This is a genomic window from Novipirellula methanifontis (assembly GCF_052161655.1).
In the GTDB taxonomy this organism is placed as follows: Bacteria; Planctomycetota; Planctomycetia; order Pirellulales; family Pirellulaceae; genus Novipirellula.
The window spans coordinates 171,617-197,650 of the sequence record NZ_CP197418.1 but is presented as its reverse complement, the minus strand read 5'-3'; the positions used below and the strand labels follow the sequence as shown (position 1 = coordinate 197,650).

General features: G+C 55.7%; 14 protein-coding genes. 2 read left to right on the top strand and 12 right to left on the bottom strand.

Annotated elements, in window-relative coordinates:
- Positions 1-263: 263 nt before the first annotated feature.
- The 6 genes from SH528x_RS00625 to SH528x_RS00600 all read right to left on the bottom strand — a co-directional run bounded on the left by SH528x_RS00625 (position 264) and on the right by SH528x_RS00600 (position 12,931).
- Positions 264-1,700, bottom strand: a complete 1,437-nt coding sequence (locus tag SH528x_RS00625) for a DUF1501 domain-containing protein (RefSeq protein ID WP_442508601.1) — start codon at positions 1,698-1,700, stop codon at positions 264-266.
- Positions 1,701-1,803: 103 nt separating this feature from the next.
- Complete coding sequence (locus tag SH528x_RS00620; protein WP_442508600.1) at positions 1,804-5,034, bottom strand: DUF1553 domain-containing protein; 3,231 nt, start codon at positions 5,032-5,034, stop codon at positions 1,804-1,806.
- A 114-nt stretch (positions 5,035-5,148) separates the two neighbouring features.
- Positions 5,149-6,444 carry a DUF1501 domain-containing protein gene (locus SH528x_RS00615; RefSeq protein ID WP_442508599.1) on the bottom strand — a complete coding sequence of 432 codons (1,296 nt, stop codon included), beginning with the start codon at positions 6,442-6,444 and terminating at the stop codon, positions 5,149-5,151.
- Between the two features lie 345 nt (positions 6,445-6,789).
- On the bottom strand, positions 6,790-10,662 hold the full coding sequence (locus SH528x_RS00610; protein WP_442508598.1) for a DUF1553 domain-containing protein: 3,873 nt from the start codon (positions 10,660-10,662) through the stop codon (positions 6,790-6,792).
- Positions 10,659-12,410 carry a FecR domain-containing protein gene (locus tag SH528x_RS00605; protein ID WP_442508597.1) on the bottom strand — a complete coding sequence of 584 codons (1,752 nt, stop codon included), beginning with the start codon at positions 12,408-12,410 and terminating at the stop codon, positions 10,659-10,661. Before SH528x_RS00605 ends, SH528x_RS00610 begins: the two co-directional genes overlap by 4 nt.
- A complete protein-coding gene (locus SH528x_RS00600; protein WP_442508596.1) occupies positions 12,407-12,931 on the bottom strand; it encodes a sigma-70 family RNA polymerase sigma factor in 525 nt (174 codons plus the stop codon). The genes SH528x_RS00605 and SH528x_RS00600 overlap by 4 nt, the downstream gene beginning before the upstream one ends.
- Positions 12,932-13,412: 481 nt before the next feature.
- On the opposite strand from SH528x_RS00600, the gene SH528x_RS00595 reads away from it, so the two are divergent.
- Positions 13,413-13,928, top strand: a complete 516-nt coding sequence (locus tag SH528x_RS00595) for a hypothetical protein (protein WP_442508595.1) — start codon at positions 13,413-13,415, stop codon at positions 13,926-13,928.
- 649 nt (positions 13,929-14,577) lie between these two features.
- Here the strand turns inward: SH528x_RS00595 and SH528x_RS00590 are convergent.
- The 3 genes from SH528x_RS00590 to SH528x_RS00580 all read right to left on the bottom strand — a co-directional run bounded on the left by SH528x_RS00590 (position 14,578) and on the right by SH528x_RS00580 (position 19,479).
- The gene (locus SH528x_RS00590; RefSeq protein ID WP_442508594.1) at positions 14,578-15,198 is read right to left on the bottom strand and encodes a hypothetical protein; all 621 of its coding nucleotides are present in this window, start codon (positions 15,196-15,198) and stop codon (positions 14,578-14,580) included.
- Between the two features lie 553 nt (positions 15,199-15,751).
- The gene (gene cls, locus SH528x_RS00585; protein ID WP_442508593.1) at positions 15,752-17,221 is read right to left on the bottom strand and encodes a cardiolipin synthase; all 1,470 of its coding nucleotides are present in this window, start codon (positions 17,219-17,221) and stop codon (positions 15,752-15,754) included.
- A gap of 62 nt (positions 17,222-17,283) precedes the next feature.
- Positions 17,284-19,479: a serine/threonine protein kinase gene (locus SH528x_RS00580; RefSeq protein ID WP_442508592.1), complete on the bottom strand. Its 2,196-nt coding sequence runs from the start codon at positions 19,477-19,479 to the stop codon at positions 17,284-17,286.
- A gap of 763 nt (positions 19,480-20,242) precedes the next feature.
- Between SH528x_RS00580 and SH528x_RS00575 the strand changes: the two genes are divergently transcribed.
- Positions 20,243-21,727 carry a carbohydrate porin gene (locus SH528x_RS00575; protein ID WP_442508591.1) on the top strand — a complete coding sequence of 495 codons (1,485 nt, stop codon included), beginning with the start codon at positions 20,243-20,245 and terminating at the stop codon, positions 21,725-21,727.
- A 185-nt stretch (positions 21,728-21,912) separates the two neighbouring features.
- Here the strand turns inward: SH528x_RS00575 and SH528x_RS00570 are convergent, their stop codons facing one another.
- The 3 genes from SH528x_RS00570 to SH528x_RS00560 form a co-directional block, all read right to left on the bottom strand.
- Positions 21,913-22,503 carry a hypothetical protein gene (locus SH528x_RS00570; protein ID WP_442508590.1) on the bottom strand — a complete coding sequence of 197 codons (591 nt, stop codon included), beginning with the start codon at positions 22,501-22,503 and terminating at the stop codon, positions 21,913-21,915.
- A complete protein-coding gene (locus SH528x_RS00565) occupies positions 22,500-23,588 on the bottom strand; it encodes a DUF1214 domain-containing protein (RefSeq protein ID WP_442508589.1) in 1,089 nt (362 codons plus the stop codon). Before SH528x_RS00565 ends, SH528x_RS00570 begins: the two co-directional genes overlap by 4 nt.
- A gap of 77 nt (positions 23,589-23,665) precedes the next feature.
- Positions 23,666-26,029, bottom strand: a complete 2,364-nt coding sequence (locus tag SH528x_RS00560) for an arylsulfatase (protein WP_442508588.1) — start codon at positions 26,027-26,029, stop codon at positions 23,666-23,668.
- Positions 26,030-26,034: the final 5 nt, after the last annotated feature.

Sequence of the window (26,034 nt, the reverse complement as noted above, 5' to 3'; positions counted from 1 at the left end):
AGTTTCATCCGTTGTCCGCAACTAAAGCGGCGTCTTCGTTGATTGAGTTATCGATAGCACTAAAAATCCGTTCCCAGTAACCTAGTGGTTTGTCATCTTTGAATTATAGGGTAGTGGACAAGGCTACGAGTCCTTGAAGTGCGATAAATCGCAGGGACTCGTAGCCTCGTCCACTACAGCCAACCCTAAATTTGACATTTGACAAACCACTAGCAGAGCATCCGACACACTGTCGCTTCAGCCTCTTTCGTTCTGCGACATTCTCAACCTGTGGTCAACCGTTTGAAGAAGGCTCCCTCGTTGATGGTGGGGCGTTCGGGGCGGCCGTTGTAGTTGTACGTGAGTTGCATGTTGCTCAGCCCCAGCAGGTGCAAGATGCTGGCGTGCAGATCGTGGACGTGCAGCCGGTCTTCCACCGCTCTCAGGCCGAGTTCGTCAGTGGAGCCGATGACCTGTCCTCCCTTGACGCCTCCGCCGGCCATCCACATCGAGAATCCGGTGGGGTTGTGGTCGCGTCCGTTGCCTTGTTCGGACATCGGTGTCCGGCCGAACTCTCCACCCCACACGACAAGCGTCTGATCGAGCAATCCACGTTGCTTCAAATCCTTCAACAGCCCCGCGACCGGTTTGTCCATCGCCTTGCACAATTGGGTGTGGTTGGATTCGATGTTGTTATGCGCATCCCAGCGGCTGCCGGCGCCGTGGTACAGCTGAACAAAGCGGACACCGCGCTCCACCAGCCGCCGAGCGAGCAGGCACTGACGTCCATAGGAAGCGGTTTCCTTTTGATCCATGCCGTACAACGCTTGGGTCGATTCGTTCTCTTGGCTCAGATCGATTGCTTCGGGTGCAGCGGCTTGCATTCGGAAGGCGAGTTCATAGCTGCGGATTCTCGCCTCGAGTTCACTTTGTTGTGGGTAGTCGTTGGCAAAGGATTGATTCAGCGAATTCAGCAGATCGAGTTTTCCTTTCTGAACCTTGGGGCTGATGCCTTCGGGGGTATTGAGATTGCCGATGGGCTGCGAGCCTTCGGACAGATGAATCCCTTGGTAAGTCGCGGGCATGAAGCCGGCACTCCAGTTGCGAGGGCCGTTCACGACGGAGCCGCGACCATCTTGCATCACCACGAACGCGGGCAGGTTCTGATTCTCGGTGCCTAGTCCATACGTCACCCAGCTTCCCAGCGAGGGACGTCCACCGAGCATCGAGCAAGTGTTCATCTGGCACACGCCGGCGGAGTGGCTATTGCCATCGGTCCAGCAGGAACGAATCACGGCGATGTCGTCGACACACTTCGCCGTGTGCGGGAGCCAGTCGGAAACCCAGGTCCCGCTTTCGCCGTGTTGCTTCCATCTTCGTTTCGACTCCAGCAGCGGCGAATGGAACTCTCCCATGGCGGTCAGCACGGTACCAAAACTGTCGGGAAGATGCTGGCCGGCGAGACGGTTCAGTTCGGGCTTGGGGTCGAAGGTGTCGATGTGACTGGGGCCGCCTTCCATGAACAAGAAGATCACGTTTTTGGCGGTCGGCGGCAGATGAGGGCCCCGAGCCTCCGAGCCCAGTGTCGCCGGTCCATTGGTCGCCGCAGCCAAAGGGTTCGTCTGGGCCTGCATCGCAGCGAGCGCAAGTGCTCCGAAACCGGCCCCACTCTGGGTCAGGAATTCACGTCGGGATCGTGGAAGCGAAAAATGAGGGCTCATAGGTGGACCGTTTTGGCGGGGGAATGTCGCTTTCCGCTCCGCGAAAATAGCGATTTTTAGAATCGACGCTGCTTTCGCGGGTGACATCGATTGTATTTTTAAGTTAGCGGACATACAGGAACTCGTTTGAGTTCAACAATACATGGCACAGATCGACAAACGCGGCATAGGCGGGGGTGAATTTTGGTCCACGTCCGCCGAGTTCCATCGGCAATCCATCGGGTAAGCTGTCCTTCAGCAGTCCCGGCTTCGGCTCGAACTTCCAATAGCCGATCGTGGCCGAAGTGAACCCCTCGGCGGTATGCAGCAATTCAGATTCCGAGAGGGCCTCGTTCGAAAGACGAACATCGTCGATCAAACCATCAAAATGGTCCGCTTTGCGTCCCGATCCGACGCTCAGCGGATCGTGGTTGGCAGTCATCGAGACCAATGGGTTGGGAAACTCCACCGTCGACATCGGTTCTTCGTCATTGGACAAATCCTTCAAGTGGAACTTGATCACGCCCGAGGTTTCCGGTGTTTTCATGTGCACGCTGACGGCGGCGTAGTAGGGTTTGTTGATGTCCAGGTGATGATCCGAGAACAGCACAACCTCCTCAGGCCGGCCTTCAGAATTCATCCCGAAGACTTGCAGCACCAACGTTTGTGGCTTCCGGCGAGATCCCTTGCCAGAGATCCCAAACAGCCAGCCGGACCTGGAATCGAGTCGAGCCATCTTCGCACCAAGTGTGCGTACCGCTCCTGATTGATATATCGACCGCAGCTGAAAGATCGCTTCGAACGTGAAGTCGTCAACATCGAGGCGATGATCGGCGGGAACCTGGAATCGTTCTTGTTGTGGTTTGTCTTCGAACAGCACTGCCTGGCCATCACGATAAGGAACCTGTCCGGTCGTGACATTGGCAGGGACGCCATCATTTTGCTGTTCGCTTGCACGGAATTGTTCTTGCGTATCGAGAAACGACTTCGCTTGCTCGACTTCGTCCGCGGTCGGTAGGCGACCGAAGAAGACCTCCCACAACCTTTCCAGTCGTGCTTGAACATTTTCATCGGTGGTCGATTGCGAGTAAATTCGTTCGGCCAACGCAGCGGCGTGACCCAGCATCACTTGGCTGTTGATCAGCAGCAATGATTGAACCGGCGTGGTCGTGGCATCCCGGCTGGAGCTACTGGAGATAAATTGCGGCAGATCGAACACCTCCATCAACGGATCGAGACTGTTCCGCATCACGCGAGTGTAGATTGACCTGCGAGGACGGTCCGCCAACACGGCGGGACCACCGCGAGTCGATTGAAGTTTTCCGGTGACGGCAAAGATGGAATCGCGAATCTGTTCGGCATCCAAGCGGCGCACCTCGCCTCTCCAGTACCAGCGATTGGTGGGATCTTGCTGTTGAAATTCCGCAAGTTGCGGATGCGAGGCGGCCTGACGGTAGGTTGCCGAAGTGACGATCAGTCGGTGCAGGCTCTTGAATCGCCAGCCATGCTCGAGAAAACGACTGGTCAGCCAATCGAGCAGTTCGGGATGCGTGGGGGCACCGCCAAGGATGCCAAAGTCGCTGCTGTTCGCGGCCAGTCCGCGTCCAAAATGATACTGCCACACGCGATTGACGATCACACGTGTTGTCAGTGGATTCTCGGGACGAGTCAGCCATTTGGCGAGCACGGATCGCCGTCCGGTTGTATTGGGAACGTTTTTCGGTGGCGTGATCGTAGGAACTTCGGGCTCCATGATTGTGGGGAAGCCCGGCGCCACCTCTGTCTTTCGCTTGGGAATGATTGTTGGCGGAGCAACGCTGCCGGCATCCGTGATTGTCATCGGCTGCGGCAAGGCTTTGGGTTTCAACGAATCAAATTTCGCCAGCTCGCGTCGCAGAGCCAGGATTTGATCCTTCGCATCGTCTTTCGCACGGGAATCGACACCCCGTTGGTCGTGACGAATCAACCGGTTGGCGAATGCCACCAACTGTTTTTCGTAGGATGTGTGTTCCTCGGGATCCTTACGAATGATCTCCATCAAGTCATCGGGGTACCGTTTGGTGGTCGCATCGAAGACAGCTTGCAGCGGTTTTTCGAGCAGGGCATCGAGTTGCTCTCGAAGCTCACGAGTTTTCTGCAAATAAACCGCCTCTTGCGCCGCGTACGCTGCTTTTTCTTCGGTGGTTGCCGCAATCACATCGTCGCGAGGGAGCGTGGCTTCAAAGAAGGCTCGCAGTCGAAAGTAATCCTTTTGTAACAGCGGATCAAATTTATGATCGTGACAGCGGGCACACTGGAAACCGAATCCAAAGAAGACATCGCCCGTCACATCAGTGAGCTCATTGAGAATGCTGTCCCACTGGCCGCGGATATCGGGAACGTTGTATTCGAAAATCCCGTGTCGCATAAATCCGGTGGCGATCAGAGCCGCGGGATCGTCGGGGAACAGTTCATCCCCCGCCAACTGTTCCTGAACAAACCGGTCGTACGGTTTGTCTTCGTTCAGCGAATCGATCACATAGTCCCGATACCGCCATGCTTGAGGCCGGCCACGGTCCGCGCGATAACCGTCGGATTCCGCGTACCGCACAAGGTCCAACCAGTGCCGTGCCCATCGTTCGCCGTACTCTGGACGATCCAGCAATTCATCAACGACCTTCTCGTACGCCTGTGGTTCAATGTCTTGTTCAAACGCCTGCACTTCCTCAGGTGTTGGAGGCAGCCCGATGAGATCGAAATACAGGCGACGCAACAACGTTGCTCGATCCGCTTCGGGTGCAGGGACGAGTTGCTGGCGATCCAGATCCGCTGCGATGAATTGATCGATCTCGTTGCGGCACCAATCGGGCTGCACAAGCTGTGTCGGCGGAACGGGATCGGTCACGGGTTGGAAGGCCCACCAATTGAGTTCCTCGTCCGTGAACGTTTTGCCTTCGGGACGCCGCACGACGTCGCCGTGGTCACCCGGCCAAGGAGCCCCCATCTGAATCCATTTGGCAAGAATTTCGATCTGCTGGTCGCTTAACTTTTCCGAGGGCGGCATCTCGAACGTTTCGTAGCGCACTGCCTCGATCAGCACACTTGCATCAGGGTCTCCTGGTTCGATGGCCGATCCTGATTCGCCGCCCAACAACAGCGAGCTGCGTGAATCGACACGCAGACCTCCCTTGGACGACTTTTCCGAATGACACTTGTAGCACTGTTCGCTCAACAGTGGCCGAACATGCTTTTCAAAGAACTGCAGTTGCTGCGGCGTGAGCGGTTCGTCAGCCAAGGCAACATTGTCGACCGCGCCCGCGGTGAAGAAGAGAGCGAACGCAACCGATAACAGTGATAGTTTCTTCGGGCAGGTCATTGATTCAACTCGGTTCATCCTAGACATCGCGTTGTAAGTGTGGGATAGGCTTCCAGCCTGTCATGGTTGAAACGCCCGGCTGGAAGCCTATACCACATGTTGTTCCGGCAATCCTTACCCGAACAACGCGGCGATGGGCTTTCCGTGGTCGGTGATCGGGATCGGGCGTGAGCCGTCGAACAGTTCGTGGGCTGGATTGATGCCAAGCGCGGCGTGGATCGTGGCGTGGAAATCGGGCACAGAGACAGAGTTCTCGACGATCTTCTTACTGCGTTCGTCGGTCACTCCGTAGGCGCCTTGATGATTCAGCCCGCCACCGGCGAGGACTAGGCTGAAGCAACTGCCTTGATGTCCGCGGCCACCGCGAGCATCGTATTCGGCGGGGCGACCAAACTCGGTGCCGATCACGACCAGCGTCTTGTCGAGCATGCCCCGTTTCTCGAGGTCGCTCATCAGGGCGGACAATGCGGTATCAAGTTCTTTGATCAGCAGATGCTGGTTCTGCTGGCCTTCGTTGTGGGTGTCCCAGCCGGTGCCGTTGATGAAGTTCAAGTTGTGGGAGACTTCGACGAATCGCACGCCGGCCTGCACCAGGCGACGGGCCAACAGGCAGCGTTGACCGAACTCGCCCCCGTAGGCGTTCCGCAAATCGTCGGGCTCATCCTGCAGGCGGAAATGACGCATGAAGTCCGGGCCAGCCAACCGCAGAGCTTCGGCTTGCGCGGTGCGGTACTCCGAGATGACCGAGTCGTCCGGGACGCGGTCGGTCAGGGGTGCGAGCAGTTGCTGGCGCCGCTGGACGCGAAGTGCCGTTACGTCCTCGGGGCGAGAGAAACCAGCGGGGCCGCTATCGGTATCGACGAGGTAAACGTAGCCCGCCTTGGCACCCAGAAAACCAGGGCCACGGCTGACGTTGGGATAGCCGATCAACATGTACGCCGGGACGTCTGGGTTTGGAGCGCCGCGGACATGCCCGATGATGGAACCGATCGAGGGATAAGTCACACTGCCGCTGATCAGACGCCCGGTATGGACGAAGTTGGTGCCGAACGCGTGTTCGTCGACTAGATGATGATTGACCGTGCGGATCGCGGTCATGCGATCGGCGAGCTTCGCGGTGCGGTGCAAGTGTTCGCAGAACTTCACTCCCGGTACGACGGTGTCGATCGAGTCGTACTCCGAGCCAGCGAGCTTCGGAGACGCTTTGGAGTTGCCGCGATTCTTGGGATCAAACGTATCGACCTGGGCCATCCCTCCGCCCAACCAGATAAACACTACGTGCTCAGCTTTGCCTTTAGGGACATTGATCGCGGTCGGCGACGCGAGCACCTCGGACGCAAGCGACGGATGACCAGCGAGCGCGGCTCCGGCCAAAACGCCAGTTTGTGCAAGGAAGTGTCGTCGCTTCATAAGAGTGATCCAATGGTTGAATGAACTCGTGAGCCGACGGCGCTAGCCGCGGGCCTGATTTTGTGGTCAAAAAACGGTTTCGTTTGCTTATGGCAGTGGGTTGGCTTGGTAGGCCGACGCGTCATTTTTGAAGGTCTTTATAGCGGAGCGGCGCGAGCCGCCCGGTAAATGTCGAACGTTTTACTCGCCGCGACCGGGCGGCTCGCGCCGCACCGCTATTTAATTTGTCATTGGGCTTACGCCCCAGGCTACATACTGTCGCCACTCCGTGGCTAAAAAACGCACTTCAACACTTCGCGGTGCATTAATAACTCAAAACTCTTGGCGAGTTTCGCTACGGATTTCCTACGGGGTGTAAACCCATTCGGGCGCATTCAGGACGGCCCACAGCATGTCTTCCATGCGGAGACGCCAGTCGTTGTTTAGGGCATTGGTTGCGGGGTCGCCGCGGCGTGCGTCGGCTTCCTTTTGCACCGCCAGCGAATTGGCAGGGCCATCGACGTGGTTCGACCAGCTGACATAACGAACAGGCTCGCGCTTGCCGGGTGTCGGCCGGACTCGTTGCGATTCCGGGATCACGCGAGTGTCGTAGCCATCGGACAGGAAACGGACGTAACGTTCTTTCTCTTCGCTGGACGGCTTCCGCGTCAGCAGCCTGAGGAAAACACGATCGACAAGTTGTTCGACCGACTGATCCTCCAGTGCGAGCTGTGTGATTCCGTGTCGGTCACTGAGCCGCGTCAACCAGATACTCATCACACCATTGGCGAGGATCGCAGGCTGAAGAATGTTCGATTCGGTGTCGCGAAGACTTTGTGGATCCTGGCGAGCCCCACGCCAGCCGAAGGTTTTCAAAACGCTGGTGACGGCGGTGATCCGTGGCAGTGACAAACTGGGCCGGTCACGTTCGTTGGAACTCGAAGCGAGCATCCAGCATCGCCGTGCTTTGCCTAACGTGATGGTGGTCGCTACGGCACGCACGCTGTCGATGTCTAGACTGACTTCTTCCAGATCAAACGGAGTACCGGTCGCGTGGAAAACGGAATCGACAATCTGCTCGGCCGTCAATCGCCGCGGTGCCGGCGAGATAAACAGTGGACTGGTTTCGCGGAGCGTCGGATCGGTCGCACGTTGATACGCATGCGAATTCAGGATCAGTCGACTGACGGCCTGCATGTCATAGCCGGACGCAACAAACTGATGCCCGAGCCACCGCAGCAATTCTGGATGCGATGGTCCGTCCTTTTCCCAATCGGACACACTGGCGACCAGACCGCGTCCCATCAATCGTTGCCAGACGCGGTTCACCATCACCTGGGCAAAACGTTCGTTCTGCGGCGCGGTCACGAGAGCCGCGAGTCGGTCTCGCGAGTTTTGTGGATCTTCCGCCAGTGCATCCGCGACCGATTCGTCGCAGTAACGGGCGAACGGCCATGCCGGTTGTACGACGGTTCCTGGTTTCAGTGTGACTTCGATCAGTGGCTTGCGGCCCGTGTGACTCAGCCGATCCATTGGCACGCTGCTGGATTCGGGCAGCTTGATCGGTTGCTGTTTTAGCAACGCGGCGAGCTGTAGCAAATCCTCCTGCAGCGAAACATGCGAAGGGGCATCGTGACAACGGGCGCATTTCATTTCGACTCCGAGAAATGCCGAACTGACAATCATCCCCTTGGCGGCCATCGGCAAATCGTTCTGCGTCGCGGTGGCGAAGCCGGCGGGGCCGCCATACCGCTCGCTGCCTTCCATGCGAATCAACTCGGTCACGAACAGGTCGGCAGGTTTATTATCCAGCAGCGACTCGTACACCCACCAGCGAAAAGGCCCGGTGTTGTTGAGCGTCGGGTTGAGGATGTTTGGGTTCTCGGCAAGCACGTCCAACCAATAACCCATCCAGTGATCGGCCCAGCGAGGATTGTCCAACAGCCGATCAATCACCTCAGCACGACGCGTTTCCGGCGCGTCATTGAGGAACGCCGCGATCTCGGATTCGGTCGGCGGCACACCGACGGTGTCGAGGGTCACACGCCTGAGAAAACGGAAGTCATCCGCGAGCGGAGTCGGCTGGAAATCGTCGACGTCGAACTGTGGCCATACAGCACCCTCCTCAATCCAGCGCCGCAGCAAAGCGACCTCCTCGTTCGTCAACCGATCGCCCTTGGGCGGCATGACGACATCCTCGTCGTCCGAAGTGATCCGATCAATCAATGCGCTTCCGTCGATGTTGCCGGGAACGATGGCGGGTCCGTCGTAGTCGCCGCCGGCCAACACGGATGCGTGATCGTCCAGACGTAAATCGCCTTGAGCCTTGCCGCCCCGGTGACAGTCGTAGCACCGCGACTCCAGCAGCGGGCGAATCTGTTTGAAATAGTCGACGTCACCCGTGTCGGACTGGGTCGAGTCCCGTTTGACATCCACGATCCGCGCGGCAATGAAATGATCGATCGCATTGTGGGCGGGATAACCGGCGGGCAGCTCAGGCACGGTGACTTGGTCGGTGTTGGCTAGCCACTTGGCGGCGGCGATGCGGCGTCGGTCCCAGTAGTCGTGATTGGCAGCTCGACGTTCCGCACGAGCTGCAGCGTTCATCTTGGCCAGCCTTTCACGACGCTCGGCTTCATACGCTTGCCAGCCTTCGTCGGTGTAACGGACTTCGCGATCCCCAGGGGAGAGCAACGACCATGATTCGCTGCCTTCAAGGGAAACGGCAACGACGGTCTCACCAAGTTCGGGCCGAAATGTGCTGCGACCGATGATGCCACCGACCAGCGTTTCCAGAATGACGAAATGCTCGCCACCGGAGGTTTCGAATTCACACCAAGCATCACGGTTTCCCGGCGGTGCAAAGCGAAAGTCGGGACCGAGATCGAGATACTTGTCCTGAACCGAAAGCGGCTCGTAGCCTCCGGGGTCGTGCGGTCGGGGCGGAGTTTCTAGCAATTTTTTGCCGTCGATGTACAGCCGACACATACCGCGGCCTCGGACCAACATCCGGTGTTTACCTGCGGGTAGGGTCACAATCGCCGAGGCACGCAGGTGCGACGGATTGGCTCTGTCGCCCCGGACACCCGTGGCAACGTATTTATGGGGAAGCTCGAACAGTCCGAACACGTCTTCGTGATAGTCCTCGGTGACCTGCGGGTCTTCCGGCCAACTGTTGGCTTCGGGAACGCCGTCCTCGCTGATCTGCACCAGCACCTTGCCAGGCGTCATCATCTGGCGAGTCACCGCTGGCGGCAGCGGGACAAACCGGTAACGCTCGGCGACGTCGGCGGGATCTAAGGGCGAGCGATAGATCGCGAGGTTGTCCAGCCAGCCTTGAAAGGACGAGCTTGCGCCGCGGGTAAAGCCAGTGCCGATGACGAGGTCGTCGGCGTCCTGGACGGGCGGCAGATCGGTTGCGCCACTCTCGTCCCATTTGCCCGTGACCGGTTGGCCGTCGATCCAGGCGTGTAAACTGTCGCTTTTGCCGAACGTGAACTCGAGCGCCACGTGATGCCAGCCAGCGCCCGGAACCGTCGCCTCACTCCACCAACGATGCCACTCACGCTGCTTCGTCTGGGGATGCTCGCTGGTGAACAGTAATCCAACTTGGGCACCGCCCTTGGTTCCTTGGAACCGGATCGAATAATTTTGATTGTCGTCGCCAAAATCGTCACCATGTTTGGGGTGCCGCCCCTTGCCCAGCACGTAGGCGATTTGTCCGGCGCGGATGGACCTGAATTTCACCCAGGTTTCAAAAGCGAACGTGTCGCCGCTTCCGAATCGTACGTTCGTGGCGCCGCCACGCTCGTGATCCTTGATCTGAATGGCGCCCTCGTGCCCGCTGAAGGTCATCGCTGTATTGTTCGTCTCGAATCCCAGATACTTGGGCGGTCGTGGTCCATCGGCAAGGGTGCCGGGTTTGCCCAGCCATATCCCTGATTGTAATTCGGTCCCGTGTTGCGATTCACCATCGAACCGCCACTGAATGACCGGTTCCGCTGCCAAGGCCTGGCCAACCGTCAACAGAATCAATACCGCGAGCGCCCTGACGACTTTCGGCTGGACTCGAAGCGGATCGAGACCCTGTGACTGGCCGACGCTAAGGACAGTCGGAACAATGACTGTCGTAGCTACGCTCGCCAGAGCGTGGATCCACCGTCTGGTGACGGTAGCTACGTAGAATCGACCGCCAATTAAATATCCGATGGGCCTAACTTGTTTACAAACGGGACTCATTCTTTTGTATCCTCAACCTCATCCGAAGGCAGTCCAGCGATAAACACAGGGTCAACGATATGTAAGTCGTCCATAGCGTCCTGGAAAAACAAACCGTCAACGGCAGTACCGTCCGCATAACCCAGGTCCGACAGATCGATCCCCACGGCCAATGCGCTAAACCGCATCGAAGGCCGACGTCGATACACCTCGCCGGTCATTAGACCTTTGAGACAGGAGGGCGACTCGCGGAAAAAATAGGGCTCGAATAATGTTAGCTGTTGTGCTTCACGCGACGTCATGGTGATGTCGTATTTGCGAATCGAAACAGACCGTAGCCCCTCGCTAAACTTCAGCGGGCTGACGTGAAACGCATCCCCTTCGGGAGGATTGACGACAGACTGCAGTTCGAAGAACACTACATCCGGTCCAGGCCGATTGACGACCGGTTTGCGGAACTGAACAGCCAGACCGCGAGTGGTTTCACCTACGACACCGGGACCAGCGAGTACAGGATCATCAGTAAGGGGTTCGAGCGAACCTCCTGGATTTAGCACTCCGGTGTACAGCAGCGTGTCAGTCTCTAAACCCGCTAGCCGGTCGACCTCATCACCCACTTGGACGGACGTGCCGGCGATGTCCGTGCCACAGAAGTGGGTCACATTGACGCCGATCATGTCGGCAACGGGGATGGTCACCTCGCGATGGTCACGCTGGACGGTCACGCTTTGCAGTTCCGAGATTCCACCCTCTTCGGTTGACTTTGCCAGGTAGCTAACAACGCGATCGGGTAGCGTTTTTCGATAGCTGCCGGAATCGAACTCGATCGACTGCGGCCGATCCCCACTCTCATCGCTAAATCGGCGAGCCTGACGTTCGGCCAGCCGGACGGGATCGGCTGCGACCGATTTCGTCGCCCGCACTTCGGCCAGCCCTTCGATGACCTGTACATCGGTCGCGCCGACGTCACTGACCGCGACGGAGAAACGTGTGCCCAGGTCGATGATCTCCGTCTGAGGCGTGACCACTTCAAAACCTTCAGCTCCCGGCGGTGCATGCACGCTGCATTGCCCCATACTGACCAACAGACGTTCTCGACCTGAGATTTCAACAATACTCGGTGCTTCCAGGATGACTTCCGCACCGTCAGGAAACCGAAGCCCAATCAACCCGGCGGTGAGCGCGTACTCGTGATCAAACCGCAGCGGCTCGCCCACCGGTGGCAGAAACTCGCCAAACAACTCGGCACCGGCTGCCTGTGTCAGAATCACGTCACCGTGCTGGATTTCCTGATCGTTTGCGTTTCGCTCCTGCTGTGACGTCGGCGAAGAGTCCACCATGACAGGAGTGGATCGCGTTACATAGAACGCCACTGCAATCAAACAAGTCGCCGCAAGCGAAGCGAAGGTGATCATCCACGGCGCAAGACTCGATTCGGACGAACGATCGCCGGACGAACCATGGCCGGACGAACGATCGGGCGTCCTGTTCGATTCGTGTTTCATTTCCGTGAATTCCACCAGCGCGGAGATCCAATCGGAATTTTGCTCGGATGACGTCGCATGTTCGCCAGCCGCCGAGGTAACGGCGATAGGCAAAGCGGCTTGCAGATCCATGTACTGCAAATAGAACTCGCGATTTCTTGGATCGTCGCGTAGCAGGAATTCCAATTCCTCCGTTTCAGCGTGATCAAGCTCTTCGTCGATGTGCATCGAGAGGAGCGTTTCAAGTCGGCGGCGAGTTTTCAGGTCTGGCTGTTTGTTCGTCATTGACAATCACCCAATGCTAATTTTCCTTCGATGCAATTCATCAACTGGTGGCGTATTCGTTTCAGGTCTCGGAACAACGTTCGGCGACTTGTCCCCACTTGCTGGACGATCGTGTCGTGAGCAACACCTTCAAGGTATCGCGACCGTACGAGTTCATGATCCGGTCGGGGCAGTTCTTGGATGCATTGATTAAGAAGCGTCACTCGACGGTTCAGATCGGTTTCTTGATTTTGCCGTTCTCGTGCCAATAGTTCGATGACATCAGCGCTGAGCAGCGGGATTTCCCGTGACTTGGATTCACGCCATTTCAAGACATGGATGTAAGCGAATCGATAGGCCCACGGCAGGAACGGGCGAGAATCATCAAAGCGATCAAATTTTTCGTAGAGCGCGAACGAGGTCTCTTGAAGCACATCGCGAGCATCGTGCGGGCTACCTACCAGTGAATGGATGTACCGGTATAGCTGGTCATGGTGCTCCGAGAGCAATTGGACCAGACGTTCAACTTTGGTTTGATTCACACGGAAGCTCGCAAAACACTCGGATAGTAAAAGTCCCGACTTGATCACCCAAACCGGCACCTCACCCATTAATTACGGATTCGATCGGTTCAGTGCCATTAATCTGTCTCTAAACCGAAAAAATCATTTTGCCAAATAATCATTCTGCCAAACCCACACACACGAAAATCACGCAAGCGTTACCTCATTTCTTAGCGCACCCAATTTCTCGGGGGTAGCAGGGAATTAAAAAATAGGAGGTTAAAAAATCAGAGACCGGCGCGAATCTGATTCATCGGCCGGATCGCGATTTTCTAATCTGCCAATGCAAAGTCCTGTTGTTGAGGCATGGCGATCGGGAGATTTCGAAAGGGTCATCTCTCAATGTGACGTGGAACTAAAACGCACACCCAATGCCCGGCTTCTTATCTATTTGCAAGGTTGGGCGTACGCGAAGATAGCCAACCACGCTTCGGCTTACGCAAATCATCGCAAGTTGGCAATGACAAAGGATCCGTTGGCGACTGAGCTGAATCCCGACTTCGCATTGACGTACTTGCATTTATCAAAAATTTCCATGCAACGGATACAGCAACATGTTGAATCGGGGACTGTATTTAAAATTGATGTCGCGGACGCTCTTGATGCTTACCAATGGCTCGATGCAACGCTTGCTCTTGATCCGCGTGTTGCTGAAGCTTACGCACTTCGTTCGCTGCTCCACGAAACTCAAAACCGGCCCAAAGCGGCCGATCGCGATTGGAAGCGGGCTTTAGTGTGTGGCTATAAGACAGTCCCGTCTACTCCACTTCTATTGCCAAAAAGCTCACGCAAGCGGGATTGGTTCGACTCAGAAATGAAACGCTCAGTGAGGGCCACTTTTGTTGAGGTTGACGATGTTGGCGTTCGACTTGAGAATTCGAGTGGCCGCCAGAGCCGCGCAAATATATTGACACTCTCTCCTCTTGATCAAGTATGGCTGTTCGAAATGTCGGACCAAATTCCGCCGTTCAACTAGAGGCTGTGACGCGTTTTTCCTAGTGAAAGTTTCGCTGGGAAAGAGTTGGTTTTCGGTTTTCAAGTCCAGCTTTCGCCTAATTTTGCCTTTCGTGTCGCCGCTTGCTTGTACTTCCATCCGATAGGTGTTATCGAGAGCAGACGAACATGACAAATGTTGTCCATCAAGTTGTGCACATTTGGTTTCCCAGAGTTGTCAACTGGGTACTTTCTTCCACTCGCTAAAGGCGGTCCCTAAGCGTGGAGACGCTCGATCAGTGTCGCACGGTCTAATTCAGGTCGAAGTCGCATCCAGTATATCAAGCACGCGAATCGGCTGTGCGGCATGACGACATTCACCGCTCACGCACAGAAATCGATTTGCTGCACTCGCATGAAATCATCGACATTGCGAATACCTGCAATAGAAGACACGTATTCATCTAAAGGAATACAAAGCCCAGGGTCATTCAGAGACCGATGCGTGTCAGGTTCATTGGCTGTTTTCCTATATTCTAACCTACCATTTTCTAACCTTCTTCGGCCCGACGGAAAACTCGGGGGCAGCGTCTTGATGCAATGAGGTTGTCTACTCAAGTGGATGGCACCCATTTTCGTAGGAGGAACATGCCGAAGCCGGTATTGCTTCGGCAAACCACTGATCGCTTCGTCTACTTCACGCCAAAACTGCCCTCGTAGGCCAGGCTCTTGATAAAGTGCTCACAGCCAATGAACGTCACCGTTGGCATATGCTCTTTAAGATCTTTCTTACCCAGCGTTTTCATCATCGAGTCACAGGTCTCTTGGATCTGGCCATAGCTATCTGATAGAGAACCGCTGTTATCGGGCGTCCGATCGTGGAAAAGATCATCCAACGCTTGACGATCGCTTGTGAAATCGGAGTCGCGTAACAGCCCTGGCCAATGAATCACATTGGTGGACCGATCAAACTGAGCGTTAGATAGACGACCTGGTTCCGCCGACTTGCCGAACGCCTCCAATTCCTTCTCCGTCGGAGGAGCCTCGCGATGCGCGGCAACATATCGGTCACGTGCCTCACGGTTAGCATAGTAACTGTTCACTGCGTAATTGTGATTTTCCTGTACCATATGTGCCGTATCAGCATAGGTACTGGCAGCTTGAGCCGTGTCCTCTCGCGCTTCGCCAATCCCACTGGCTAATCCTCCGGAGAAACCTCTTGACTGGTAACCCGATCCATAGCCATAGTTTGTTCCATAACCGTAACCGCCCGCCGGGTGATAGTAATGATGATGGACCTCCGGCGCGTTCATTCGATTGCCTCTCTCTCCTTCCCTTGCCGGTCCACGTTCAGGTGCGTTTGCATTTGGACGCTCGCGTTCACCAGGCAGTTGATTGTTCGGTTGTTGGGCCAGAGATGTGGAAATTGCAAAAACCCCACACAATGCCAAAATCGATGTAATAAGCTTCATAACTATCCCCTTCATGCGTGTTATACAATATCTACCCAGCGTTCAAGTAGTGGACACTCGCCACAACTTGATGTTAGACACGTGGGCTGACCGACCTCCTTACACTGTACCATTCAATGATTGACTTTTACGATCAAAGTCATGGAATCGCGAATGGTACAAATGGTTACATCTTTCGCTATGACGAAACGTCGTTTGAACGACATCGAGTAGCTGCTCGTTGCCGCGTGTTTTCTCCAAGAAGGTGCAGCGGATTTCTCGGTGCAGCTTCTTGATACAGTGAGGGCTCCTATTAAGAGTAGATTGACAAGTGATGTGGGATTCAATCCGTAGTTGCGTTCGCCAGAACGTAGTCCACCGCGAACGCAACGCTAGCTACATCAAAAAAAATGTGTTAAAGCAAGGGACTGACAAGTCGAAGTGCGTTCTCCAGAAAACGATTGCTGAAGGATCGATGCGCCCATGTCTCTGCGTCAAGGCGGTCCGAATCGTCAATGTAGGTCTGCTGTAAACAGCGGAGCTGATTTGCGAATTCGGGTTCGTAGACGAACAGGGCAACTTCGTAGTTGAGCCAGAGACTGCGCATGTCCAGATTCACGGTCCCGAACATCGACATAGCTCCGTCGACCGCGATCGATTTGGTGTGTAACAAGCCCCTGCGGAACAGATAAATTTCCACGCCGACGTCCAGCAGGTCGTCGTAGTAGGATCGACTTGCGAAGCGTGTTAGGAAAGAGTCCACCTTTTCAGGGACGATCAATCGCACGCTCACCCCGCGACTGGCGGCACCACGAATCGCTCGCAGCAGCGAGTCGTCAGGCACCAAGTAAGGCGTGGTCAACACCAATTCGTGTTGCGCCGCGTTGATCAGAGAGAGGATCATTTGCAGCAACCCGTCTCCTGATTGCCCGGGACCGGACGGGATCACTTGGATGTCGGCGGTCCCCTCAGGCTGAACCAAGCGAAGTTCAGCTCGCTCAATAATCTGTTCGAGTGGCTCGCCCGACTCGAGCATCCAATCCCCGATCATCGTCGCGGCCAACGGAACGACCACGGAACCCTTTAATCGGACCATCGCATCGACCCATTCACCTACGCCAGAGTCTTGTTTGAAGAATCGCGGATCGACCAGATTCATGCTGCCCGTCCAGACAACGCGGCCGTCAATCACGACGATTTTTCGATGCAGACGTAAATCCGTGCGCCCGATCAAGGTACGGAAAAGTCCCACTGGTAATGCAGACTTTAGTTCGACACCAGCCTCGCGCAAACGTTGTGGTTGGGCACCCTTCCACCATGGTCGCGCCCCCAGTGAGTCGATCAACAAACAGCATTGGACACCTCGCTGGGCAGCCCGTATCACTGCTTCGAGAACGTCATCAGCCAATCCACCTTGATTCCAAATATAGAACTCCATCAATACGCTCTTTTCGGCGGAATCCAGATCGCGGGCGATGGCTTGTAGTATCGCCGGCGTGTCCGAAAACATCTCGAAGCCGCTTCCATGGACGGTGTGACTGCCTGCCAATGAACGCCCGATTCGGTTCATGCCCTCTGCAGCAGGTGGGTGACGGGACCAATCTACCTCGGTGAGTCCCTGCTGGATTGCCGCGTCTGCAATTCTTCGGTAATCGTTATTGAGTGATTGGATGCCGGATGTGCGAGTGCGGCCGATCCGCCGCTCACCAATCAGCAAATAGATAAGAGCGCCACCAAAGGGAAATGCGGCGATCAACAGCAACCATGCCAGTGCTACACCCGTTGCGGGACGCTTCATGATGACGCGTATGCCCAACAGCAGGAGGATCAACAAGTGAACGATCAATGTGATCGTTGACGGGTGCAACAACAGGTTTTTCGGCATGTTTGTAGGTCAGTGTTCTTGTTTTGAATCAGTTGCGTCATTTGCAGCGGGGCATCCACTCTCTAATGAGTTGAGCGTTGCGCATGCATGGTTGCGTCAATGGTCTCGGTGAAGTCTTGCGAGTCCGCTTCGGTGTCACCTTCGAGCGGATCGGCAACGAGGTGCTTGGCCCACCAAGCTTTGGCTTGCACTTGCGTCCAGCGACTGGCCGACGGGCAACCCAATAATTCTTCCTCACAGATTTCAGCGCTCGCCGGGCGGTCGTCTGGTCGTTTCGCCAAACAACGTAGGAGTAATTCCTCAAACTGAACATCTAGCGGTTGGCCCAATCGCTCCGCAGGACGCTGCGGAGTCGCCTGCAGATGCTGCTTGCAAATATCGACGATACTCTTTCCATCGAAGACCGGGGTACCCGTCAGCAGGAAATATCCCACCGCGCCAACGGCATACAGATCACTGCGGGCATCGAGTTCTTCTTGTTGGATCGCTTCAGGCGACATATAGAGTGGCGTTCCGGTCAGCGATCCCGCGAGCGTCATATTGCGATCCGCATTTTGGGATTTCACTAAGCCGAAATCGAGCAGCTTGACGAAGTCACACATGCCGCCGCATTTCGTCAGCATGATGTTGGCTGGTTTGACGTCTCGATGAATCAGCCCTAGCCCGTGGGCTTCCGAGAGAGAGCCACAAAGTTGTCGCAGAATGTGATTCACGCGATCCACAGGCAGCGGTCCAAAACGGTCCACCAGATCTTGTAGCGAGATACCGTCCAAATATTCCATCACGTAGTAGAAGATGCCTTCCGCGGTGCGACCGTAATCGTAGATCGCGATCGTATTGGGATGCGTCAGTTGGCTTGTCAGTTGCACTTCGCGTTCAAACCGAGCAATTGCCTGATCGTCTGTCTTATCCACATGCAGAAGTTTCACAGCGGTAGGCCGATGAAGCATGTCATGGTGGGCGCGGTAAACAACCCCCATTCCACCTGCACTGAGTTCTTCGCCGAGTGCATATTGTCCGAGTCGCTTTGCTTCGAGCGCAGACCGCCGAGCACGAAGGTCCAGTCGCGAGGCATAAACGGCCAGCCCACCCATCGCAATCGTGGTGAACGCCAGCAATGCAGCCAACACTCGAAACGCGCGGCGCAACGCATACAGCGGCTGAAAGGCTTCCTCTGAATCCACTTCCGTCGCGATCCCAATGTTCTCTCTGGGCAACCATTTCCACGCGCCGACGACGCTCACACCACGGTAATCGCGGTAGCCATCCACATCGACGCTGTCATTTCCGCTGATTGCGTCTGCCGCCAGCCGAGTCAGCGGCTGGTCGGGCCCGCGGAGTGTTGGCCTGTTTCCCTGGGTCAGGTCGACGCCCGGGTCGCGAATGTGAACATTCAGCACCGAGCGCGTCCGCTGGTCATCGGCGAGGAGACCGATCCTCTTCAATTCGTCATCAAATCGACTGCCGGTGATCATCAATCCCTCTGCATTGAAGGCATAGGTTTCACCGCTGCTGCCGGCACGCGCGGCTTGCAGAATCTTGGTGAATTCCTTCTCGGGATTCAACATCAGACAGAGTGCAGCGATCGGTTCTCCGCTAGCGGACCGAACGGGGCTCGCCACCGCCATCATTGGCACACCGGCTCGGATGGATCCATCGACATCGACTTGCGGCATCGTGCTAGGAAAGGGAGGGATGATGATCGTGTTTCCTGCGAAGACGGGTGCCAGGACCGGTTGAAATCGTGCCACGATCGTCCCGTCTCCGACCCCCGTATCTTGTTCGCGGCCGAGCACCATGCTGTTCGGGTCGATCACGACAAATCCCGCGATACGACCGGATTCCAACAGAGGTTCCATGCGTTCTCGAAGTTCAGCGAGCGCGTCGCTGGTCAGCAATGCGGCGGTGAGCTCGTTCGGCTTGGCCTGCTGTGCCGTTGCGGCCAATTGCTCGACCGATTCACTGACACGTTTCATTCTGGCCATCGAGCGGGCGTCGATCCGCCGTTCCTCGAACCAGAATTCCAGCGTGGCCACATCTGCATCCAGTAGCGTCTGAAGCTGTTCACCAAGGTTTGTCTTGACCGATTGCTCAACGGATCGATGCGTCATCCATCCCACGACCGCAATCACAATGGCCGTCAACGCTGGTCCGATCCACATTCGCTTTCGCGTCAGCAGACCCGTCGTCAGTGTCGATCCCGTCATCGATCGGAAACGTGAAAAACGGGATCGTGTAAAGGACTTATTTTGGCTCATGGTGACTCTCGGTAATCAAAAAATGAAGGAATACCCCAGTACCAGGGCCAGCAGAATCGGATAAACAAGCCGCGACCATCGGTCGATTCGCTGGGCCTAAGCCACGAGAATCAAAAACGACGAGGTCGAAGTGCCTGTACTCGTTCCAATTTGCTCTGCGTTAATCCAGCGAGGCAACCAGGACATGATGACAATCAAGCAGAAGAGAATGATTACACCTCAGCTTAGGGAGTTTTCCGCAATGCGCCCTCACTCGAAACGAGGGATAAAGGAGTGATTTCAGGCAAAAGACTTGTTACGTCTTCAAAGCAAAAACTTGGTGCAGCGGAACTCGCTGACCGGCGGTTGACTTGGTCGCAACGCTGATTGAATTTATGAGTCATTGACGGCTTCCGTAGACTCCCCACTACTTACCTTGGGAAAAAGCTCCGCCCCCGTCTAACCAGAATATCTTCCAATCCTGCACCTGTTTGCCGCCGTGCCTGTGTCGACCATTCCCCACTTACACTTCATGCGCATTCCTCACGATCGACACAGAACGCGGAAAGGCGTTTCGTTTGGTGCCAATTGGGACAATGCAAAATTCTGCAATAACGCCACGTGACGAACTTCGTCGATCTACATCGCAGGTCACGAACACCACGCTGTGGATGACAGTGCGTCGTTCGAGCTGGGCGTCTCAAGGACACGACATCGCGAACGTTCACATTCAGTCGACTGCTCTGCGCTCGATTGACGCTGTGGATTCGGCAAGGAGCCCAACATGAAACGACGCGTACACTCAACTCTCTTTCTGTTTGGCGCACTGGGCTGTTGCTTGATGCAATCTGCTGATGCCCAAGTGGCCCAACGTGTCGATGGTGTTCGAGAATCGTTCTTGAACGAACAGCTTGACGCATACCAACAGGCCGAGAAGCAATCGGAATTTGATTCGCAAGTTGTGTGTGTCGGGTTTTGTAATCTCGCAGATCACGGATGTGATTCATCCTGTGATGCGTTGTGTGGCGGTGCCTCCGCTTGCGACGCGATGGGTGTGGGCACTGGTGGTGCCTGCAATCCGAAGTGTGATTGCTGTTGGTGTCGCGAAAGCTTAACAGGCGATTGGGGCGGATTCCGCACGTCTTTGGCAGGAGACTGTGGCATTCAAGTCGACACATCGTTGACACAGTTCTACCAGGGAGTGGCCAGCGGTGGCGGTGAGCAACGATTTCGCTACGGAGCCAAAATGGATGTGATCCTTAACGCATCGACAGAAAAGCTTGGCCTGTGGAAAGGCGGTATGCTGACGATGCATGCCGTCGATTGGCAGTTCGGACGCAGTTCGATCGCCGATGCGGTAGGCCTTGCCCCAGTCAACACCGCAATGTTGACACCCAAACCGAACGAACCATCGTTTGGTTTGACGAGCCTACTACTCACCCAGGAACTTGGTGGAGGATGGGCGGCAACCATCGGTCGGTTGAACGTTCTCGACCTCTGGGCAGGGTTCTTTCCCGAATATGGATACGGACGCGACGGTTTTATGAATCTCTCGAGCGTGCTTCCGCTCAGCGTGATTCCGAGTGTTCCCCTGGTCACCAATGGGGCAGGAGTCATGAAGGTTGGCCAGCGTGGCGTGGAAGCAGCATTCTTTGTGCTGGAGAGTCAGCAAAGTCCGACAACCGTGGGTCTGGACTTTCCAAACGGAGTTTTGATGCTTGGCGTTGGCCGAAGGTACACCGACTTTGGCAACAAGCCTGGTTCTCACACCTTGATTGGCGGATACGCAACCGGAGACTACACGTCGTTTGACGACCAAGGTTGGGTGGTCATCCCGGGCGGCGGAATCGAACCGGCGGAAAAAGAGGGGACGTGGATGGCGGCCTATTTAGGCGAACAACAGCTTTGGGCGGATCGATGCAACCCAGCACGCCATACAAAGTTATTTGGCTATGCTGGATTCTCAGACACCGAGAACAGCCCCTTTGCTTGGACGTCAAGCGTATCCATCGAATCATTCGGTCCTACGGCAAGCCGTCCAGGCGACCGAACGGGCATCTCGTACTTCTACAACGCGCTCAACTCTGATTTCCAGAATACCTTCAGCGTTGTGTCACCTCTAGGCGACGTTCACGGTGGCGAGGTCTACTACAACGCAGAGATCACACCCTGGTTTCACCTGACGTTCGACCTACAAGCGATTGACCCCGCGGTGGAGGCTCGCGATACAGCGATTGTTCTCGGTACACGTGCGAAGATAGATTTCTAGTGCACGTACTGCATCGCCAAAAGGGAAAACGTCTTTACCAAGCAGCGATGAAGCATTGGTTCGGTTGGTACAATTCTAAGCCGAAGTCATCAACCAGTCTTTCGCCGCTTTCAGTCTCCTGACGTACTTGAATAGAACAGCGTTCGCCGTTCTGGTTCGATTTCTTCAAATCATTGTGCTGTGATTCAAAACCCAAACGTGTGGTAGTCGCTCATGCGATCTTCCATATGATTCGTGCCGGCGATTGGCCCAACGTCTCCCAGGTAAAAGCGGACACTAATCTCAGGCTTCGAGAGATCGGCGGTCGTATTGATCAATGTTCGTTCCTTGGGGGCCGCCTCGGCTTTTTTGTCATCGATGAAAGAACAATGAACGGCGTCCGTCATTGCCGTGGCATCCTCTTTCTTAAACGGTGGCTTGAGACCTGCGTAGGCATCCCGGAAAATGAGCTGACGTTGAAAGGTGTTGTGCTCCTTGCTCTCGTCAAACTCAGGATACGTTGGCGGTGTCGGATAGTTGTAAACCGGGTGATTGGTGATGAAGAGCGGCTCATTGGCTTTGCGATCGGTAAAGACGTACGCCTGTGAATGCTTTTCGATCTCGAAGATGGTGGCAGCGCCTTTGGCATCCGCGATGATCATGTGGGCGGTCATGATCATGTGCATGATGTGATTACTGAGGATCATCTGCTTGGCTTCTTCAACGATGATGTGCCGTGGCTTTGAATAGTCGCCGTCCTTGAAAGGGTAAATCGGTTCGTTTTTTAGAATGCTCATTGTCTTTTCGATATCGATTGTACGCTAACAGGCTGTGGTGCAGGGAACTTCCAACTGCCGTTTTGAATCTCCTTGCGCGGCTGATAGAGTCGGACCAGATAGTTCCAGCCGTCCATGATCGGCAGGAAGTTCGGCTGCTTGGGATCGCCGCCGAAATGGATGGTCATGCTGCCGTCATCGTTCTTCTTGCCGGTGATGTTGTTCACCGAGTAGGCGTTGAACTTGTTCTGCTGAAAATACCCTTCTTTGTTGTAGAGGCTGATCGACCAGAAGCCGTCCACCGGCACGTCTTTGACATTCAGGGTGTAAGCGGTCTTGCCATCGTTCATCTCGGGCGTCACGCCGGCATACATGGCATCCTTTTGCGGATTGCCGCCCCAGCCGGTGGCACTGGCAAACAGGAATTTGCACGGATCGACTTCGCCTTTGCTGCCGAACGCGCCATCGTAGTTTTCCATGGTGGCGGAGAGCACTTTCAGAGCCGCGCGTATTTTGTCTTGCGACGTCGTGTCCCAGTTGGGAATCTCAAATGCGCCAACCGACTTCTGCTCCACCGTGGTCTGTTGCTGAATGGCGTTCACCTTCTTGACATCCTCCGCGTCCTCGGAGTCAACCAATGTTCTGACAACGACAAACACGTAACGGGTGCCGATCTTGTCCTGAGTCAGGGTGTACTTGCCCGGCTTGTAGACGACCATCGGAGTGTATTGGTCCTCGTCGATCACCTGCATCGATTGAAAGCGTTTCCCGGTGTCGAGCTTGGTGATCGTGACAGGCTCAGTCAAATCAAACACCGCGAACGAATAGATCGTATCCCGGTTCATCCGCACCACTTTTTGCTGATCGATGGGCGTTGGCTTGGGGATATTGAAGAACTTGCCGAAGGCGCCCATCTGGACGTAACTGTTGAACATCTTGTCGCTCTCGGCCCGGACAAAGTTTTTCCAGGTAACCGGAACTGCTTTGTGCGTGATTAACGATGCAATGGCTTGTTCAACATGAGCTTCTTGGGCTCCTGCTGTTGCGGTCAGGCTAACCGCCATCAACCCGGCCAGGACCAGATTCAAAAGTTTAAATGTTCTCATGCCGTCTCTCCTTTAGTTTTTGAAACACGCGACCCAAACGGGACAACCGGCCTTCGGTTGCCCCGGGGTCGAAGAGCTTACTTCTTCAGATTGATGGTCACCTTGTCAATCTTGCCGGTGAACTTGCTGCCCACGCGGTCGTACTCTTCGGAAACAGTGGTTTCCATGTCGATGCCGACACCAGCCGATTCGTCGGCTGAGAAGACTGAGAACTCCGTCTTGGGAACCTTCACTGAACCCACAGACTTGCCATTGACGTACAGAGTCGCCGTGCCTCCGGCACCCGGTTTCTTTCCTCCGGCATAGGCGAAGTCCATCTTGACGGTCGACTTCCCGCTGGGCAGTTTGGCAGTCCCTGCGGCGACCGAGTGCGTGAGGCCGAGATAGTTGTACGTGTATCTCGGAACTCCCTCTTTGACGTGCAGCGCCCAACCGCCGAAGCGTCCGCCCTGAGCCACGATGACCCCGTTGGCCGGTTTGTCTCCGCTCTCAACTTCGGCCACGATTTCAAACGACGTGTTCTTGATATTGATGAAGTCGTTTTCGAGCAGTCCGTTCATGCCCTCATATAAAGTCAGGCTGGTGCGTCCGAACATCAGGTCCGGCCGGCCGGCGATCTTGGGATTGAAAAGCTCCTGCCGGCGATCGTCCAGTGGCAACACTTTGTATTTGACCGCTTCACCGAGAAAGACCTGTTGCAGTTTGGCCAATGTTTCGGGGTGTTGTTTGGAAAGATCCGTCGACATACTGAAATCTTCAGCGACGTGATAGAGTTCCCACGTGTCCTCGGTGAATCGAGTTTCTGGGTTCGCCCACGGCTTGACGTGCAACGTGCCCGCGAACCAACCGTCGAAGTAGATGCCGCGGTTGCCGAACATCTCAAAGTACTGGATCGTGTGTTGACTTGGCGCGTTGGGATATTCCCAGGTGTAGGCCATGCTGGTTCCCTCGATCGGCCGCTGTGGGGTTCCATTGACGATTCGCGGTTCCGGGAGTCCGACAGCTTCTAGAATTGTCGGCGCCACATCGATCACGTGGTGCCACTGATTGCGGATCTCGCCTTTCGCTTTGATGCGGTCCGGCCAACTAACCACCATGGCATTGCGAGTGCCGCCATAATTGGAAGCGACCTGCTTGGTCCACGTGAACGGCGAATCAAAAGCGACAGCCCAGCCCGCCGCCATGTGCGGATAGGTGCTCGGGTCGCCCCAGTTGTCGTAGTGCTTCAGCATGAAGTCGATGTCCGAACCCTGCGGTTCGTTGTTGAAGTACGTCATTTCGTTGTACAGCCCGGACATCCCGCCTTCGGCACTCGTACCATTGTCACCGGCGATATAAAAGATCAGCGTGTTGTCGAGTTCACCCATGTCCTCAACTGCCTGAATGACTCGCCCCGTCTCGTGGTCCGCCATGTCGAGGTAGGCTGCGAAGACTTCGGCCTGGCGTGCGAAGAGCTTCTGCTCTTTGGCCGAGAGATCTTTCCAGTCCTTGATGTCGTCGGGTTTCTTGGCGAGCTTGGTGTCTTTAGGAATGACGCCCAGTTTCTTTTGCTGTTCGAAAATCCGCTCTCGGATCAGGTCCCAGCCTTCGTCAAAATTGCCCTTTTGTTTTTCGATGTACGATTTTGGAACGTGATGCGGCGCATGCACGGCTCCCGGAGCGAAGTAAACAAAGAACGGCTTGTCCGGGGTGAGTGCCTGCTGGAAACGCATCCACTCGATGGACTTCGTGGCCATGTCGTTCATGAAGTGATAGTCCGGATCTTCCGGCGTTTCGACCCGGTTCAGATTGTGATAGACAGCCGGAGACCATTGATTGGTCTCACCACCCAGGAACCCGTAGAACTCATCGAAACCGGTGAAGTTTGGCCAGCGAGTAAACGGTCCCGAGGGACTGATTTCCCAGACGGCCGTTTCGTGGTGCTTGCCATAGGCAGCGGTGCTGTAACCGTTCAGTCGCAACGTCTCGGCGATGGTCGCGATGTCGTTGGGCAGCATGCCGGTCGCGCCGGGGAAGGCCGTCGCAACTTCCGTGATCTTGGCTTGATTGCAAGAGTGGTGATTGCGGCCGGTGATCAAAGCTTGCCGAGTGGGTGAGCAAAGTGCCGTGGTGTGAAACTGGTTGTACAACAGCCCGGCGCGGGCGAGCTTGTCAAAATGGGGCGTTTCAATCACGCCGCCGCTGGCACTGGTGCCGCCGAAACCCAGATCATCGAGCAGGATAACGACCACGTTCGGTGCATCCTTCGGTGCTTTGACTTCGAACACCGGCGGCGCCTTGGCGTCGCGGGCGTCCAGTGTTGTGATCGGCGGATACCAGGGTGCCTTGATCGGTAGCTCGGTGCGATCGACCTGTGCTTCTTGAGCCGTCGCAATAACTGCCAGGCTGGATAAGACCAGCACGGCAAGTGGTTGGATGAAGTAACTCGTGATCATGTTCATGTTCA